Annotated in this window: 13 protein-coding genes; 7 read left to right on the plus strand and 6 right to left on the minus strand. The window is 40.9% G+C overall.

What is annotated here, in order from left to right; all coding sequences use genetic code 11:
- Positions 1-5: 5 nt before the first annotated feature.
- Genes H6G69_RS31775 through H6G69_RS31785 form a run of 3 tightly spaced genes read right to left on the minus strand, consistent with a single transcriptional unit; the run spans position 6 to position 1869 of the window.
- Positions 6-929, minus strand: coding sequence for a ParB/RepB/Spo0J family partition protein (locus H6G69_RS31775; protein WP_190693453.1), 924 nt, complete (start codon positions 927-929; stop codon positions 6-8).
- Entirely contained in the window at positions 929-1684 is a 756-nt protein-coding gene (locus tag H6G69_RS31780) for an AAA family ATPase (protein WP_190693454.1), read from the minus strand. Before H6G69_RS31780 ends, H6G69_RS31775 begins: the two co-directional genes overlap by 1 nt.
- Before the next feature lie 47 nt (positions 1685-1731).
- Positions 1732-1869: a hypothetical protein gene (locus H6G69_RS31785; protein WP_190693456.1), complete on the minus strand. Its 138-nt coding sequence runs from the start codon at positions 1867-1869 to the stop codon at positions 1732-1734.
- Positions 1870-2158: 289 nt separating this feature from the next.
- Here H6G69_RS31785 and H6G69_RS31790 point away from each other — a divergent pair, with 289 nt between their 5' ends.
- From H6G69_RS31790 to H6G69_RS31800, 3 genes are all read left to right on the plus strand, one after another.
- Complete coding sequence (locus tag H6G69_RS31790) at positions 2159-3271, plus strand: DUF6745 domain-containing protein (protein WP_199336366.1); 1113 nt, start codon at positions 2159-2161, stop codon at positions 3269-3271.
- Positions 3272-3293: 22 nt separating this feature from the next.
- Positions 3294-3434 carry a hypothetical protein gene (locus H6G69_RS31795; RefSeq protein ID WP_190693458.1) on the plus strand — a complete coding sequence of 47 codons (141 nt, stop codon included), beginning with the start codon at positions 3294-3296 and terminating at the stop codon, positions 3432-3434.
- Between the two features lie 70 nt (positions 3435-3504).
- The gene (locus tag H6G69_RS31800; RefSeq protein WP_190693460.1) at positions 3505-4149 is read left to right on the plus strand and encodes a hypothetical protein; all 645 of its coding nucleotides are present in this window, start codon (positions 3505-3507) and stop codon (positions 4147-4149) included.
- Positions 4150-4502: 353 nt separating this feature from the next.
- On the opposite strand, the gene H6G69_RS31805 is transcribed toward H6G69_RS31800, so the two are convergent.
- From H6G69_RS31805 to H6G69_RS31815, 3 genes are all read right to left on the minus strand, one after another.
- Positions 4503-4820, minus strand: coding sequence for a hypothetical protein (locus H6G69_RS31805; RefSeq protein ID WP_190594603.1), 318 nt, complete (start codon positions 4818-4820; stop codon positions 4503-4505).
- A gap of 599 nt (positions 4821-5419) precedes the next feature.
- Complete coding sequence (locus H6G69_RS31810) at positions 5420-6679, minus strand: relaxase/mobilization nuclease domain-containing protein (RefSeq protein WP_190693465.1); 1260 nt, start codon at positions 6677-6679, stop codon at positions 5420-5422.
- Positions 6660-7058: a plasmid mobilization protein gene (locus H6G69_RS31815; RefSeq protein ID WP_190693472.1), complete on the minus strand. Its 399-nt coding sequence runs from the start codon at positions 7056-7058 to the stop codon at positions 6660-6662. Before H6G69_RS31815 ends, H6G69_RS31810 begins: the two co-directional genes overlap by 20 nt.
- 474 nt (positions 7059-7532) lie before the next feature.
- Here H6G69_RS31815 and H6G69_RS31825 point away from each other — a divergent pair, with 474 nt between their 5' ends.
- From H6G69_RS31825 to H6G69_RS31840, 4 genes are all read left to right on the plus strand, one after another.
- Positions 7533-8039 carry a hypothetical protein gene (locus H6G69_RS31825; RefSeq protein WP_190693475.1) on the plus strand — a complete coding sequence of 169 codons (507 nt, stop codon included), beginning with the start codon at positions 7533-7535 and terminating at the stop codon, positions 8037-8039.
- Complete coding sequence (locus tag H6G69_RS31830) at positions 8040-8816, plus strand: hypothetical protein (protein WP_242072256.1); 777 nt, start codon at positions 8040-8042, stop codon at positions 8814-8816.
- Positions 8816-9562 carry a DUF6753 family protein gene (locus H6G69_RS31835; protein WP_190693477.1) on the plus strand — a complete coding sequence of 249 codons (747 nt, stop codon included), beginning with the start codon at positions 8816-8818 and terminating at the stop codon, positions 9560-9562. Before H6G69_RS31830 ends, H6G69_RS31835 begins: the two co-directional genes overlap by 1 nt.
- 171 nt (positions 9563-9733) lie before the next feature.
- A partial coding sequence (locus H6G69_RS31840; protein ID WP_190693479.1) for an AAA family ATPase occupies positions 9734-14441 on the plus strand: 4708 nt, incomplete at its 3' end.

Below are 14441 nucleotides of genomic sequence, written 5' to 3' on the forward strand. Positions count from 1 at the left end.
TCAGCCTAATTTTCTGATGTGAGTTTTTCTAACTCATCCAGAAGCTTCAATATCCGTGTTCTATTCTTCTGAACACTCACTCCTTTATTTTTTTGTAGTCGCTTGCTAATCTCAGCTAATCGTTCAGCTAAAACTCTATCTGGTGTTGTTTCTGTTTCAGGTGTCAGTTCTTTGATTTTCGTTTTGATTTCGCTCAAAGATAAATTTTCAGCAATAGCTATCTTGAGTAAATCAGAACGTTGCTGTTCTGATTTTACTCGTGCAATTGCTTGGGCTTTAGTGTACTCAATCTCGCCCTGTCTCAGTACAGAAAGGATATCGTCAGGAAGATTTAGCAAAGGAAGTCGGCTAGAGCGGAAGGTTCCAGCATTGAAACGGCCTATTTGAGACAAAACTGTTTCAATCTGTTCAAGTTGAATCAGAACGTTCTGATTCAATTCAATACCTCTTTGTTTAGCGTTAAAAGACTGGTGCAAAATGGACACAACTTCACTCGCTTCTATTTCTAAGGAAAGCGACAAAATCTCTAACACTGCCTCAGTTTCTTCCACTGGATTAAGGTCTTCCCGTTGTAAGTTCTCCATCAAAGCGACTTGGAGAGCTTGTTTGTCATCCAATTCATGAGAGACAATCGGAACTTCACCTAATCCAACTTCTCGTGCAGCCCGTAGCCGTCGTTCACCAGCTACTAGCTCATACTCCCCATCATGCAGTGGACGAACCAGTAATGGTTCCAAAATTCCATGTTCTCTGACTGAATGCACTAATTGGGCTAACTTCTCCGGGTCGAAGTAGCGACGTGGTTGTTTGAGCGGTAATCGAATCTTTTCAATTGAAACTGTAGTAGAAGATGAGTTGGAAGAGCTACTAAGGTAAGCATCAACCGTATTTAGCTTTGGTGCTACCCGATTAGTTTTTCTTGGTGGCATTAAATTTCCTCCAGCTTCTGAGCAATGGCTTCAAGGATTTGCACAGATGGGTGTTTAGGATCATAAACCGCCAAGGGCTGTCTTGCCATCGAAGCATCAGCAAAGCTAATTGTTCTAGGAATAGCTGGAAAAATTGGAGCTATAGCACTTAATTGTTCATTGATGCCATCAAGAATAACCTTACCCTGGCTAGTACGGCTTTCGTGCATCATAGGCACTACCCCAGCAATCGCCAGACTTGGATTAATACGTTCTCTAACTTGGCGAATAGAATCTAGCAGCAGTTCTACACCTAAAAAAGCTTTAAAGTGGGTTTGAATTGGTACAAGTACATGAGTGGAAGCTACCAAGCTCAAAATACTAAAAATTCCCAATGTGGGAGGGCAGTCAATCAGTACAAAGTCATAACTGTCTTGCACAGTTAATAATGTTTGCTTGAGCCTCCATTCACGAGCTATTACAGAATGAAGTTGTATCTCAATGGCACTCAACAGAATGTTGCTGGGAACCAAGTCTACATCGTGTACATTCTGGTGGAGCGGTAATGGAGCATCTTTTAACAACGAATCAGCAATGGTTTGCTTCAACTCGAACGGTTCTAAACCCATGAAGGCAGTAAGTGATGCTTGAGGATCAATATCCACTAGCAAAACTCGATGTCTCCGTTGAGCCAGTTGATAACCCAAATTCTGCGTCAGGGTGGTTTTACCAGTTCCACCAGCTTGATTAAAAAAAGAAATAATCTTAAGGGACACAGCGTTCACTGATGAACCAACTAGAGTTAGTTTAGCTTAAATAACTTTTATAACAAGCCTTTGGGCAATATAACCAACCCCAACAACAGCCCAGTCGGGATGATAGGGCTTTTGAGTAAGAGAGCGATCGCCACTTTCCAAAAGTAAGAAAATCCCGCCGCGAATTTCTTACTTTTATTTGCCACAGCAGAGACTTATCAATAATTTTGAAAGCCAGTATTGTGCATCTCTATTGCACGGTCGAGCCGAGCAAGCTGGGGGGGCTGGGGTAGCTGGGGGAGAAAGTTGCGATCGCCCTTCGACTGCATAATCAAGGTGCGACACATTGGCGGCTGAAAACTTTATTCATCAAACATTCAAGCTAGAGCATCAGAAAACATTCTTAGTTTTTTCTTGGTTTTAACTAAACAGTAGTATCAAACTTGATTCTGGGTAACTTAAGTTTAGAGTTCTGTATTTAACTTGTCTCAAGTTATGCCAAGGCGTATCATCACTGAACTGACTAAGGAACAAGAAGCAATGATTGCCATTTACCGAGACAAATGGCGAAAGATAGCAATCTCTACAGAACCAATTAATCATGAAAAAGTTGCAGCAATAATTAAAGCTGCTTATGCTGTAAGCGACTATCCAGAACCAGAAATTTTATTCTATAGTAATCCTCTGGCAGCAATTCAAAAAGTTCTGGCTATTGAAAACTTTAAAGCTTATCTAGGGCGTAAGATTGATATCAAGTTTCTTAAAAGAGTAGTAGAACATATTCAACATGGAATAAATCAACAGCTTGATTATCAACTCTTCATCAGATTACGGAATCAAATACAATTTCCTGAATTTCCATATTACCCAACTGCAAGTCATCCACAAAGCTCATACTTTCCTCATGGCATAACACAACGTATTGAACAGCAATTAATGACTGAACTCGATCAACCAAAAATTGAATTTACTGACATTTTATATTTGACACAACCCTTGACTAGAACAGCAGAGTGGGCAGTTTGGGGTTGTATGTTAGATTTTTGTATTTCAGTCCTTGCCATTAATCATGACAAGAGAAAATGGCAGGTATTTCAAGATTTAATCCAATACTGTGGTTTAATATCCAAATATGAAAAGGTTTGTATAGTCTGTGAGCGTCCTTGCAAGGTATCTTTTGATCAAGAGAATATCCTTCATGCTGAAGGAGAAGCAGCAGTTCAATTTGCTGATGGGTATAGCGTTTACGCATATCATGGTGTCAGGTTGCCAGAGTTATATGGCAAATTACCCCCAACTCAGTGGTCAGCAAAATGGTTATTAGAAGAAGATAACGCTGAACTGCGGCGCGTGTTAATTCAAGGTATTGGTTATACTCGCATTTTGGAACAGTTACAAGCAGTTGAATTAGATTCCTGGCAAGAATATACGCTTCTTAAAATTAATTCCGATATAGATGTAGAACCAATTTATTTGTTGAAAATGACCTGTCCTAGCACCCAAAGGATTCATGTATTGCGCGTACCACCGGATATTCAATCAGCACAAGATGCTATTTGTTGGGTAAATTGGGGTATTGCTCCTGAAGAATTTAGTGTGCAAACTTAAGTATCTTTTTAGTAAAGTGGCAATGAAAGCTGACTTTAACTTAAATGCTCATACTAGCCGCTTTCCCTTGAATGTCGTCTTCCCCACATTACACGACATTAAAATCGAAAAACTCAATTTTTCACAGTATTTCAACAAAACTTTCAAACCCATCTTTAAATAAAATCGCGGATGCAGCCAAGCTAATCTTTACACTAACATTGAGAACTAAAGTACGACCAAGAATTAAGTTAATGACTGCCCAAATCAGCGATAGGGTCTTATATCATCAAAAATTTTGTGACATTACTGGTATCAATGGTTCTGGCTTATTTGAACCACTACAGTATGGTGTTAAGCCAGTAATGATTTCTTCTGCTTGCTGGCGGGGTTATTACTGTACTTATGAGGTTGCTGATAAATCTCTGTTTCTTACACAACTCAATATCGGGCTAAGTGAAGCGGATCAGTTGAAGGCAGAACAAGGAGATGGGCTGAAGCTGTTTGGTAAAACACCTGCTCGATATACAGAGTATGGACAGCGTATTCATTTGACAAGCAATAAAACCGAGACTCACTGGGAGTCATCAGACTTTAAAATAGATGGTATAAGGGAGTTGATTCCCTTTACTGGTGGTTTGTTACTGGGAAACGACTTCATCCGCCAGATGTATGTTCACATGGGCTTTCACCCTGCATACAAGTTCAGAACTGTTTATGAGTTAATCTTTGATCATGGGCAACTTGTAGAAGAACATGACCGTTCCTCGCAGATGGCACAGTTGAGAGAGATGTTACCTATTGATACACTAAAGCCAGGAGTTAGTGCATCCCGCAACGAAATTAAGCAATGGCTCAAGCAGTGTTTTAGTTTAGAGTACAAAGGATTTTCTACTTAATACATAACTGTAGTAAGCAAATAGTTAAGCCACGACCTCGCAAGGAAGTTGCGACGAATAGGTAGTCAAAACCCAGATCAACAGAGCTTTTGGACAAGTCATCAATTCTTTTTCTTACTAAATTTTCTTAAAGTTGCCCATTTCTATAATTAATTTCATCATTATTAGTTGATGTACATTGATTAAAATCTATGTTTGGGATAAGCTTCAATTTAGCTATTCGTTCCATCAATATATAGTCTTACTACACGTCTTTAGGATGTAGTTGAATCTGCAATCGAAAGTGCTTCTACCTCTGCTCAATTCTCATTGCAGAGGTAGAAATGTACTTATGAATGCTGGCGACACGTCCATTAACTGGCTTCAGCAATAGCAGCACCTTCTTCTGGTTTAGGCTCCTTCGCCTTCTTCTGAAAAAGCTGAATTCCAGCATCAACAATTTCAAAACCATTATCTGTTCGTTGGCCTAGCTTGCCCGATATAGCCCCTGCCCAATCCCCAAACTCCAAGGCATTAGCTTCAGCCTTGCGCCAGCTTTTTGCATTAATCAAAGCGGTGAAGACTATGCCGTTTTGGTCAGTCAGTGAGACTTCAACTTTCTTGTTAGCTGCCGGTGTGGCTGTTGGTAATTCACCGCTAAATTTGATTGTGACTTCGCTTTTTGCTTGCATACCTCGCCCCTGACTCATCTAAAACTCAAATTTTTCGCTACTGAATTTTATCAGGCTTGATGTTGGCCACAACTTGACTGCACGGCAGAAATATCATCTTCAACTGTTCCATTTTGTTTACTCAACCGTTCTTGGACGTGGCGTACCAGTTCTTTTTTATCGACAGACATCTTAGACGAACTGATGCTAACTTTTTTTGGTTTCAGATAAACTTCGCATCCTAACTATTATTCAACCCCAAAGGAATTTATAAGGTATTTACAAGGATTTTCTAAAAAAGGCAAAAATAAGGTAACGCAATGGCATTTCAATGGCATACCAATGGTAGAAATAAGGATTTACTGCTGCCTCAAATCGGATTTTTTCAAAATTTACTTATTCTGCCAAAAATAAGGTAAATCTATGGCATTTCAATGGCATTTGTAAGGTAAACCAAAGGTAAATACAAGGATTTTGACCCCAAAAACCTAATTCATCACCCTAATTTCTACTTCAAAAATTTCTGGTTACAACTCTCGCACAGTACGCAATCTTGTTTGGCCAGTTTTTTGGTTCAAATGTGATAATAACGAGTCAAGTTGCTTGTTACTTTCTTAGTTCTAACGTCTCAGTCTTGGATAACGATGTTGAGATGTTGCTTTCTTTTCTTGTTCAGCAGCAAGTAATCCTGACTCAATAACAGGAATAAATTTTTGAAAGTGCTGCACAAGCTCAGGTGTTAAATGGCTGGGTTCAACTGGTTCCCATTTTGATGTAGATTCAATATAGTTCGCTCTCATTAACTCCTTTCGGGAACTATTATTTATTAAAATCAATTGCTGATTTTCTAAATAAATAGTGTGTTGATTGCCGACAAATTGAGTTTCTTCTGTTAGTTTTAGGATTTCTGCCAAAATAGGTGCAACTATTTGGGTACGCTCAAGCTGAATGTTTTCGGCTCCAGAGCGTGAGTTTAGCGAATGTGTTGGTTGGTCAGTTTGGGGTGATTTATTAACCAACGTCTGCGGCTCAATTCCTATGGGCTTGGCTGGATTCAACAGCAGTGCAGTAATCTGTGGGTCGTCGCGTTGTGGTTGGTAGCTAACTCCTTTATGTTTTTGCAGTCCTGGCCATGTATATGCTGCTCCTAGATTTGTGCCGCTAAATTGCTGGCCCTTCATTGCATAGCTGATACCCTTACTCTTACCGTTGCGTGTTAGACCGTGACGAACTTTCACACCTTCTATTTGCAGTCGTTCGATTAGTTGAGGCATGGTCGGAGAATCGGCGGTGGCGCGGTCAATGAGTTCTTGAAGCTGTTGTTTGACTGGGGGTTCTTGTGGAGTTGGGCGATCGCCGTTGGTATATTCTCGCTGTTCTCGCTCTAGCCGTCTTTGTTGCCCAATGCTTGGGTTGCGGGTTAATTTCTCGTGACTGCTGTGAGTTTGTTGTAAGGCGTAATCTCGTTCTAGCTGCCGGATAATACTTTCGCTGCGTTTATAATCCCAACTGTCATGTACAATTTTGCCGTTGTCCAAACGAATGCGACTAGCGCAGATGTGAATATGGTCGTGTTGGGTGTCACTGTGTCTGTAAACTACATACTGGTTACTGTCAAAGCCCATCTCTTCCAGGTAACGGTGGGCGATTTCGTTCCAGGTTGCGTCGTCTAGCCGTTCGTTTGGAGGTAGTGACAATGATGCGTGGTACACTACTCGGTCGGCTTCAAGGTTTAATTGGCGCGAGATTTTGAATTCAACAGCCAGGGCGCGGGGGTTTCTGCCGCCCATGTTGCCGCCAATAAGTTTGGCTCCTTCTTGAGATTGGAGATAATTGAGCAGTCCGCGAAATCCTCGCCCCTTAGTCTGGTTGCCAATCATCGGTTTCCTCATCCTCCTCTTCAATGAAGGTTTTGGCAATTTCTCGTTGGCAGTGTCGCAGCAGTTCTAGTAGTTCTTGTAAGAGTTCTGGATCTGCTGGCGGTGGCAGTTGCATTTTGATGGCGGTGTTGGTGGCTTTGGCCAGTTGGTTGATGTTGTTGCCAATGCGCGAAAGTTCTAGATAGGTGGCAACAGTAACTCTGCCCAGTCGCGGCGGTGGTGGTGGAATTGGTCGCAGCAACACACAACGTCTTGTCAGTTCTGCCAAGCTCATACCCGTGTCTTCTGCTTTTGACCGAACCATCTCATATTCAATTGGACTGAACCGCGCTTGCAGTCTTTTGGTGCGGATGAGTGACGACGAAGAACGCTTGGTCATAATCTCGAATCAGACAATGTGTGATTTTTGGCGCGGGGTTTCCAAAGGGGTTGCGTCCCCTTTGGCAAGCCTGCCGAGTCGAGCGCAGCGAGACAAAGCGCAGCTTTAGGCATGGCTTGCTCCTCACCTGCGGTGCGGGGGGAGTACCAGAGATTTTGGCAGACGCGGACTGGTGGGAAAACGAGTTATTTTGTGCTACGGACAGACTATTCGTTTTTGAGTTATCCCTGGGAAGATGAAGTTTTTTGGTGGTAAAAGGTTGTAGTCAACGGTTTTTGAAGTTCTTTTGTTTTTACTTGTTAACTCTTCGTGAGTTATTATTGCACGGTTCTAATTTTTGTATTCATGTTACTTACGTTAATAAGTATTACTATTTTTTTAAGCTTTATGTAGCAAGTAGCTTGACCTATCTTTAGATAGATGTGTGCTTTGATTCTTAAGTTTTAAACATATCAAAAGTCTACTTTTACTTCGGTGACTAAAGATAAGGTTCCTAAATCTAAAATTCCTGAAGCTATTGATGCTCTGCGGGCTTTGGGTGGTAAGGAATTAGATGATATCCCGGCACGCTCGGCGATTAGAAAAATGCGCCGTCAAATTGAGCGGGTGCTGCGTCTTGGTTACTCCTACGAGGATGTCTCAAAAACTTTGGCAGGTTTAGATATCAATATTGGTGCTGAACGTATTCGCTATTTACTAGGGGAGATTCGCCGCTCTACTCGCAAGAGTTCATCTGCTAAAAGTTCATCATCAATTTTATCTATGGATGATTCTGTTAAGGTTGAAAATTCTGATAGTTCTTCTGGGAATGGTCAGTCTCGAAAACGCCAGAAGTCATCCTCAAAGTCGGTTAAGTCTGTTTTAGAAAGTTCTTCTTCTAATACCACTACTAAAAATTCTGATGAAACTCAGGCGAGTGAGTATCCTAGTTTCTCTCGTCCGGCTTTTGTGCCTCAAATCATTTCAGATGAGGATTTGTAAATGGCTGTTCAATCTAAATCATCGGCTGATTCGGTTGGCAAGATACCTGTTAATGAGCCAAAAACTCTTGGGCGGTTGGTGTTAGTGACTGGTGATAAGGGCGGGACTGGTAAAAGTGTGGTGGCGAGGATTTTACTCGACATTTACCGCCATAGAAATATTAACTGTATTGCTTATGAATGTGACCAGTCGAATCCTCAGCTTTATCGTCACTATAATAAGGTGGCTCCTGGGGTGTCTGGGTTGAAGCTTAATCAGCGTGGTGGTGCTGATGCTTTGCAGGATGATTTAAAGCGGTTTTCTCCAAAAGTTTCTCTGGTGGATCTGCCGGCTGGGGCTGCTGAATATTTTGAGTCGGTGGCGAAGGATATTTTTCTGTTTCAGAATGCCGAGCGTTTGGGTTATCGCATTACTATGGTTTCGGTTTTGGGTCGGGTGAAGGATAGTGTTTTGCAGTTAAAACGGCTGGTAGATTTCTGTGGCGACCGTGTTGATTATGTGGTTGTGAAAAATCTCTACTGGGGTGAGGAACACAAGTTTACTCGTTACAACAATTCTAAGGTGAAACAGTCGGTGGAAGCTTTGGGGGCTGTTGAACTGTTATTGCCTGAGTTATATGACGATATTTTTGATTTGATTGACTCGAAGGATCTTACTTTCCGGGAGGCTTTGGAACATGAGGATTTCAGTTTGAGTAATCAGTCAAGAATTTATGGCTGGATTGATACGGTTGAGTCTGAGTTTGCTAAGGCTGCTGTGCAGTTGGGGCTAGAATAATGGCAAGCACTAATGGTAAGAGTAATGGTGCAAATGGGGCGGTATCTCATTTAGATAGATTACTGGCAGAAAAGCCACCAGAATTTCAAGCGAAAGTGCTGCGGTTTGCGCTTGATTCTGGGATGAAACAGGATGATCCTGCTTTTCGATTGGTGCAGTACATTGGCTATCTGGCACAGCTGACTGAAACTGCTCCTAATGATTGGAGGTTATTGTTTGAAAATTTACAGGCGGAATTGAACGAATGGACTCAACTGACGGCGGAGCAATTGAAGGCGGAGGCAGACCATACGGAGAATATCAAAAATTTAGCGACGAGTTGCAATCAGCTAGGGATAGCGTTGAACGCATTAAATCTAACGTCGCAGCAACAGCTGGAGTTATTGCAGAACTTAATCAAACTCTACGGCAGCTTGAGCAATCCCTCATCAACCCCAACCGAGAAGTTAATCGCACCGTTGCGAGAAGAGTTGAAAGAAGTCAAGGCGATGATTTCTCTCATGAACCAAAAAGGCGCGGTGGATTCAGACGTTAAAGATTGGTGTAGAGCTTTTGTTATCTGGCTTTTTTCTCCGATTACATTTTTTATTCTGTTTACGTTTTATTCACATCTTTTTCCTCTGAGTCTGCCTTATGAGGCTACCCAGTCTCTAGAGCAGATTTTGGAGCAGACTGGTTGGACTAATACTAAGCTGCAACGGGTTGAGAGACGTTTGGGGACTGATCCTAATCAGCGACGGCGGTAATTAATTGCTGTTGAAAATGCGATTTCAAACAATTGTGTCTGCATTCCACGAAATAGCCCTTTCGTGTAATACTGCAAAACCTGCGATGTCAGTATAAATTCTTACATTAATCTAGAGAATTCAGTTAATCCGATGGGAATACTAAATCTAAACATTTTTAAGATTTAGGTTATGACTAGCACTCTTGTTGAGAATATTCCCGGATATAGCATCAGCGAAGAACTCTATAATGGCTCCCGCACACTGGTTTATCGAGGTTATCGAGAAGTTGATCAACAACCAGTAGTCGTTAAATTACTCAAAAATCCCTATCCCAGCTTTAACGAACTGTTGTTGTTTCGCAACCAGTACACAATTGCTAAAAATCTCAACTCCCCCCTAATAGTCCAAACCTACAGTCTAGAACCTTGTCAAAATGGTTATGCACTAGTTATGGAAGACTTTGGGGGGATTTCTCTTAAAAAGTGGGGAACTAGAGAAACTCAACAATCTTTAGAAGAATTCTTATTAATCGCGATCACTTTGTGCGACATCCTAAATCTACTCTATCATGAGCGCATTATTCATAAAGATATCAAACCCAGCAATATTTTAATTAATCCCGAAACCAAACAAATTAAATTAATTGACTTTAGTATTGCATCATTATTGCCCAGAGAAACCCAAACCCTAGTTAATCCCAAAGTATTAGAAGGAACCCTTGCTTATGTTTCTCCCGAACAAACAGGAAGAATGAATCGCGGGATTGATTATCGCACAGATTTTTATTCTTTAGGTGTAACTTTCTACGAATTACTCACAGGTGAGTTACCCTTTGCATCTCAGGATGCGATGGAATTAGTACATTCTCATATTGCCAAAACCGCACCATTAATAGATGAAATTAATCCAGATATCCCCTTGGTTATCTCAAAAATCGTCAGTAAATTGATGGCAAAAAATGCCGAAGATAGGTATCAAAGTGCATTAGGATTGAAAGTTGATTTAGAAAAATGTTTAATTCAGCTAAAAGAAACTGGTGAGATTCAAAGTTTTGATATTGCTAGTCGGGATGTGTGCGATCGCTTCATCATCCCCGATAAACTTTATGGTAGAGAAACAGAAGTAAAAACCCTACTAGCAACATTTGATAGAGTCAGCCAGGGTGCAACAGAAATGATCCTGGTAGCTGGTTTTTCTGGAATTGGTAAAACAGCAGTTGTTAACGAAGTGCATAAACCAATTGTCAGACAACGTGGTTATTTCATCAAAGGTAAATATGACCAATTTCAACGGAATATTCCCTTTAGTGCTTTTGTGCAATCTTTCAGAGATTTAATGGGGCAGTTGTTGAGTGAAAGTGATGGACAAATCCAGAAATGGAAACACAAAATATTAGAAGCTGTTGGTAAAGATGGACAAGTCATTATTGACGTTATACCTGAATTAGAAACAATTATTGGCACTCAACCATCAGCCACAGAATTATCAGGAATTGCAGCCCAAAATCGTTTTAATTTCCTCTTTCAAAAATTCACTCAAGTTTTGACACAGAAAGAACATCCATTAGTAATTTTCTTAGATGATTTACAATGGGCTGATTCTGCTTCCTTGAATCTGATTCAATTATTAATGGTAAATGGAAACCAGGGATATTTACTATTAATTGGAGCTTATCGAGATAACGAAGTATCGCCCGCTCATCCTTTGATGATGAGCTTAAAGGAAATTAGTAAAGCTGAGGCGGTTGTCAATACAATTACTCTCGCTCCTCTGAGTCAAGTCAAATTAAATCAACTGATCGCCGATACATTGAAGTGCAAAGAGGATTTAGCCTTTTCTTTGTCGCAATTGATTTATCGTAAAACTCAGGGAAATCCTTTATTTGCCACAAGATTTCTTACGTCGTTACATCAAGATAAATTCATTAAATTTAATTTATCAGAAGGATGTTGGCAATTCGATATTTCTCAGATCAATCAGCAAACACTCACCGATGATGTGGTTGAGTTTATAGTATTTCAATTGCAAAGATTACCAGAATCAACCCAATCGGTATTGAAACTAGCTGCTTGTATTGGTAACCAATTTGACTTGCCAACATTAGCGATTGTTTGTCAATTATCTGAAGTGGAAGTCGCAACTGATTTATGGGCTGCTTTACAGGCAGATTTGATTTTACCCCAAAGTGATATTTATAAGTTTTATCAAGGCGAAGATAACGATAAATTGAGGCTAGAAAATAAAAGTACTAGCGAGCAAATAGCCAAGTATAGATTTTTGCATGATCGGGTACAACAAGCTGCCTATTCTTTGATTCCTGAAGACCAAAAACAAGTAACCCATTTGGCGATTGCTCGGTTGCTGCGACAAAGTATCCCAGACAGCGAACTAGAAGATAAGATTTTCGAGATTGTCAATCATTGGAACAGTGCGAGCGCCATTATCCTCGATCAACTTGACAAATCAGAAAAGGATAATCTTGTCGAACTGAATTTAATTGCTGGACGCAAAGCTAAAGCCTCGAATGCTTACGAACCAGCTTTCAAATATTTCACTACAGGGATAAATTTACTGTCTGATGGTGCTTGGCAGACCCAAACCAGCCTGATGTTAGAATTGCAGTCAGGAGCAGCAGAAGCGTCGTATTTGTGCGGTAATTACGAGCAAATGGAGCAGGGAGTAAAGGCAATTTTAGCGGCAAAGCTCCCAGCGATAGATTACGTCAAAGCCTACGAAATTCAGATTCAAGCCTATACAAACCAGGGGAGATTTCAAGAAGCAATCGCGCTCGCCAGGAATGCTTTAGCCGAGTTTTACACCTATTTTCCAGAGCAACCAACACCCGCAGATATCGCTGGCGCTTTAGAAAAGGTAAAGGAATTGCTTAATGGTAGAACTGCCGAAGATTTACTTGATTTGCCGATGATGACAGAACCAGAAGCAGTGGCAATTATGCAGTTACTTTCTAGTGTTATTGCAGCAGCCTACCTTTGTGCTTCCCCACTATTTCCATTGCTCGTTCTGACTCAAGTTAGATTGTCGATTCAAAAAGGAAATCACCCCCTATCAGGTTATGGTTACAGTACCTATGCAGTCTTATTGAGCAGTATATTAGGGGATTTGGATACAGCTTATGACTTTGCTCAGATGTCATCACAACTAGTGGTAAAACTCAATGCACGTTTTATGTTGCCAAGAGTTAATCTGATCTTAGGTCTGTTTTTTATTCATTATAAATCTCATTTTCGCACCAGTTTAGCTTTATACTATGAAAGTTTCCAGACAGCCCAGGAAGTCGGCGATATAGAGTATGCAGGCCATACCGTCCAGCATTTGTGTCAGTGCGTTTATATCCTTGGTCAGGATTTAAATACTTTGGTGACAGAAGCAGAACCTTATTTAAATACTCTATCCAAGCTCAATCTCAAAACTTGTTTAAATTACTCTCAGATTATTTTACAAGCAGTTGAGCGGCTGCAAAATAGTCAAAACCAGTCAACTTTGACAAATAAAACCGAGCAAATACAGGCTACACTTACTGCTACTAATGATTTAATTGGATTGCATTATTATTGGGTCTATAGGCTGACTACTTCCTATCTCCTCAATCAGTACCCCCAGGCAATTCAAGATGCCATAGAAGCGCGTCAAACCCTAGCAGTTGTGGCAGGCGAAATGAGCGAATTGGTTTTTTACTTTTACGATTCCCTAACAGTACTGGCTACCCATGCCGCAGCCACAGACAAAACCGAACTGCTGGAGCGGGTTTCTCAAAATCAAGCCATACTCCACCATCGTGCAGTTTCCGCACCAATGAACTTTCAACATAAATACGACCTAGTAGAAGCGGAAAAATATCGAGTACTAGGGGAAAATTACGCAGCCGGAGATTATTACGATCGCGCCATCGCAGGTGCAAAAGAAAATGACTATATCCAAGAAGAAGCCTTAGCAAATGAACTTGCAGCCAAATTTTACCTTGGTTGGGGCAAAGAGAAAGTCGCCGCCAGCTATATGCAAGAAGCATATTATTGCTATGCCCATTGGGGAGCAAAAGCCAAAGTCGCCGACTTAGAACACCGCTATCCCCAATTGCTTGCGCCAATATTAAAGCCAAGCCGTTCGGTTGTTTCTACTAATGAAACTATCATCAGCTTGGGAACTGTCACATCTACTAGTTCTTCAAGTTCTAGCAGCAGTGTCTCAGATACTCTAGATTTAAAAGCTATTCTCAAAGCATCTCAGGCTATCTCCGGTGCAATCGAACTAGACAAACTACTTTTATCGTTACTTTCCATCATCATTGAAAATGCTGGGGCTGATAAGTGCGTGTTAATGTTGTTGCGAGATGATCGTCTGATAATTAAAGGCTCAATTACCCAGGGAACAAACCCAGTAGTATTGCAGAACCTTCAGGTTGAAGACAGTCAGGATATTCCCCATAAGCTGATTTACAAAGTCAAGCACAGTCAACAAACTGTTGTCTTATTAGATGCAACCGCAGATACTACCTTAGCCAACGACCCGTACATTATCCATCAACAGCCGAAAAGTATTTTGTGCAGCCCGATTTTACATCAAGGTAAGTTGATGGGGATTTTATATCTAGAAAATAACTTAACAAAGGGAGCTTTTACGAGCGATCGCATCGAAATACTCAATCTCATTTGCGCTCAAGCTGCCATCTCTCTAGAAAATGCCCGACTTTATGAATCTGCTCAAGAATATGCCCAAAAGTTAGAGCAAGCATTCACTGATTTGCAAAATGCCCAATTGCAGATAGTTCAAAGTGAAAAGATGTCCGCTTTGGGTAACTTAGTTGCTGGTGTCGCTCACGAAATGAATAATCCTTTAGGATTTATTGCGGCAACTCTCAAACAAGCTAAACCAACAATCG

Origin of the sequence: Nostoc sp. FACHB-110, from assembly GCF_014697425.1 — a bacterium.
Taxonomy (GTDB): Bacteria; Cyanobacteriota; Cyanobacteriia; order Cyanobacteriales; family Nostocaceae; genus Nostoc_B.